General features: G+C 43.9%; 2 protein-coding genes. Both read left to right on the top strand.

The window, feature by feature from the left end; all coding sequences use genetic code 11:
* Positions 1-3,223: beta strand repeat-containing protein (locus PFRI_RS05040; protein WP_139292094.1), on the top strand; the 3,223-nt coding region annotated here is incomplete at its 5' end.
* 19 nt (positions 3,224-3,242) lie between these two features.
* A partial coding sequence (locus PFRI_RS05035; protein WP_139292093.1) for a hypothetical protein occupies positions 3,243-3,656 on the top strand: 414 nt, incomplete at its 3' end.

Genomic DNA, 3,656 nt, shown 5'->3' with positions numbered 1-3,656 from the left:
GGCCACATCGTCAGTAGCTGATATTAACGACGCGCCAACTGGTGCAGTCACTATTTCTGGCACAGCAACACAGGGCCAAGTTCTAACCGCCGTCTCTAAGCTAGCGGATGCTGATGGGCTTGGAACTCTTTCCTATCAGTGGAAAGCTGATAGCGTTGCGATTTCTGGAGCCACGTCCAACACACTCACACTTGGTCAGTCCCAAGTTGGCAAGGTCATTACGGTCGCTGTCAGCTATACGGATGGGGGCGGTACTGTTGAAACGAAAACATCTGCGGCCACATCTCTTGTTACGAATATAAACGACGCTCCAATCTTAACTGTCCCGAAGGATGGTTCTGTGACTGAGGATGCCAGTACACCTACTATCAGTGGTAGCTTGGTTGGAGCCGATCCTGATGATGATATTTTGACATATGTGGTGCCTAACGCCGCTGCTGAGGATGGTTCCTTCAGTGTTGCTGGCACATACGGCACATTGGTCTTGAATGCATCCACTGGTGCTTATACCTATACGTTGGATAACTCAGCGGCGGCGGTTCAAGCGCTTGGTGCGAGTAGTTCGGAAACTGAGACGTTCTCCGTGCAGGTTATGGATGGAAGCAGCACAACAGCGGCGCAGCCCCTGAGTTTTACAATCAAGGGTGCGAATGATGCGCCAGAAGCTATATCACTTTCGTCTACAGTTGTTGGAAATAATGAGATTGGACCTGTCGTAGGTGAGTTGGGTTCCACGGATGTTGACGGGCTAGAGGTTTCGTATACGTTAAGTGGTACAGATGAAGCAGTTTTTGAATTAGACGGTTCTTCTCTGAAGTTTAAAGATTCAGTTACAGTAGATACAAGTATTAAAGCTACTTACAACGTAATCGTAACAGCGACTGATAGTGAAGCTGGTGCAATTTCAAAGTCTTTTGAAATTACTGTTTCTGACGTAGATAGCCGGCCATTTATTCGAGAATTTAAAACATCTACGAAAGATGGTTCGTACAACCAATCCTCGAGTGATATTGTGATAACGGCCGTTATGTCCGAAAATGTATCAAAAAATTCTACCTTCAATGCAAATCTCAATAACAACGTAGAATTGACGTTTAATTATGTTGAAAATAGTGGCAACATGCTGACAGCAACCTACGCTATTTCAGAAGGAGATGACATAGATGATTTGGCGATTATAAGTTATGATAAAGGGTCTGTCACCGACTTGTCTGACTTAAGAATGTCTTCGTCATCAAAAGAGTTTGTTTTAGGTGAAATTGATATCGATACCATAGCTCCTACGGCTACAGTATCTCAAGCGACAGCTGCGAAGTTCACTATTGGAGATGATGGTAGTGGAACGCTCGTTATTACTGGTGCAAATTTTAGTAGTATTGCTGCTGTTGATTCCAGTGTTAAATCTATTTTGGATTGGAGCAAAGTTACCTGGGATGTTAATGGAACAGGCTCTGGCGGCGGTGCAGACTTGACATTTAGCTCAGATAATATTGCTTCGGCGGTGTTGACTGATACGGAGACTATTACTGTAAAGTTGACGAATGAGACGATAGCCACTCTTCAGGGGAGAGCATCATTCGGGGGTACGACGGAAGGTGGCGAAGTTTCTGACACTCTTGATATTGCCGCGGGTTTCTTGAGGGATGTTGCTGGCAACCAAGCCTCTCAAGCTGCGATCTCTGTTACTATTGTTCCAACTGATGTTACTCCTGGGGCGATTGATGCGACTGAACTTGTTCCGACAAATCACACCGTATCAGGAGAACAAACTTTTCTGAACATTTCCTCACAAGGAGTAGGTGATAGCCTTAGGCTAGCTCTCGATTTTGACAGTGATCTACTTCTCGATAGTTCGATGTTGGTGACTTTTAACAATGGTGGCACCGCAACTCTTTCGAGAGACGAAAGTGAAGCATCACGGCTTGTTGGTAGTTACACTGTATCTTCGTTAGATGACGATGAAGCGGCGCTTGCTATTCAAAGTATTACGTTAAATGACACTAGGGACATCTACGGCAACGTTATATCTAATGCTGACGTGATAGCAGCGTTAGACGAAAAGTTAGCACAGGTAACGGTCGATACCACAGCTCCTACGGCTACAGTATCTCAAGCGACAGCTGCGAAGTTCACTATTGGAGATGATGGTAGTGGAACGCTCGTTATTACTGGTGCAAATTTTAGTAGTATTGCTGCTGTTGATTCCAGTGTTAAATCTATTTTGGATTGGAGCAAAGTTACCTGGGATGTTAATGGAACAGGCTCTGGCGGCGGTGCAGACTTGACATTTAGCTCAGATAATATTGCTTCGGCGGTGTTGACTGATACGGAGACTATTACTGTAAAGTTGACGAATGAGACGATAGCCACTCTTCAGGGGAGAGCATCATTCGGGGGTACGACGGAAGGTGGCGAAGTTTCTGACACTCTTGATATTGCCGCGGGTTTCTTGAGGGATGTTGCTGGCAACCAAGCCTCTCAAGCTGCGATCTCTGTTACTATTGTTCCAACTGATGTTACTCCTGGGGCGATTGATGCGACTGAACTTGTTCCGACAAATCACACCGTATCAGGAGAACAAACTTTTCTGAACATTTCCTCACAAGGAGTAGGTGATAGCCTTAGGCTAGCTCTCGATTTTGACAGTGATCTACTTCTCGATAGTTCGATGTTGGTGACTTTTAACAATGGTGGCACCGCAACTCTTTCGAGAGACGAAAGTGAAGCATCACGGCTTGTTGGTAGTTACACTGTATCTTCGTTAGATGACGATGAAGCGGCGCTTGCTATTCAAAGTATTACGTTAAATGACACTAGGGACATCTACGGCAACGTTATATCTAATGCTGACGTGATAGCAGCGTTAGACGAAAAGTTAGCACAGGTAACGGTCGATACCACAGCTCCTAACGTTGTGGCACTCCGTTATACTGAGACCGGTGATAATGCTGGTTTACTGGAATTTATTTTTAATGAAAAGTTATCCAATGAGGATACAGTTGGCGAGCATTTAATAAGCCTCAGCTACACTGCACTGAAATACGAAAGTCTAGTAACTGAAAAAACCCAGATTTATAAATTCAATAATCTTTTAGAAGGTAGCGACTTTGCAAACGCAGAGCGCACTGCCCTAGATATTGGAAAATTGTCTCTTATAGACCTTGCAGGTAATGAATTTACTTATGATGACGAAACGAGCGTCTTTGAATTAATTATACTATAAATTTGGTGGAGAATTTATAATGGCGATTACAGTAAACAAAGAAAACGATGTCATAACTGGCTACACTGAAGTTCGTGAAATTTCTACAAGCAAGATAATCACTACTGAGTATAATAGCGATTTTGCAGTAATAAGCGAAAAAATTACTCGAAAAGCTAGTGGCGATGGCATAAAATTTGACGACTTAGACGAAGCTTTCCAAGCCGCCTATTCGTCTATTTTATCATCGTTACCTGAATACTTGAGTGAAACAACGTCACTGACCTTTGAGTTTGATCCCACTGGATACCAAATTTACGACGCAACTGCCTCATTGGTGGTGAGCGTAAGTTTTTGGTCTAACGCTGAGGACCCTGATCGCTGGGAGAATGGCGATGGAACCGAGACTATCAATGTTTACTCAAACTTTAGCTTTAATGACAGCGACTGGAAT

Origin of the sequence: Planktotalea frisia (genome assembly GCF_001890925.1) — a bacterium.
Taxonomy (GTDB): domain Bacteria; phylum Pseudomonadota; class Alphaproteobacteria; order Rhodobacterales; family Rhodobacteraceae; genus Planktotalea; species Planktotalea frisia.
Note: the sequence above shows the minus strand (reverse complement) of the source record. Positions and strands in the feature narration are given on the sequence as shown.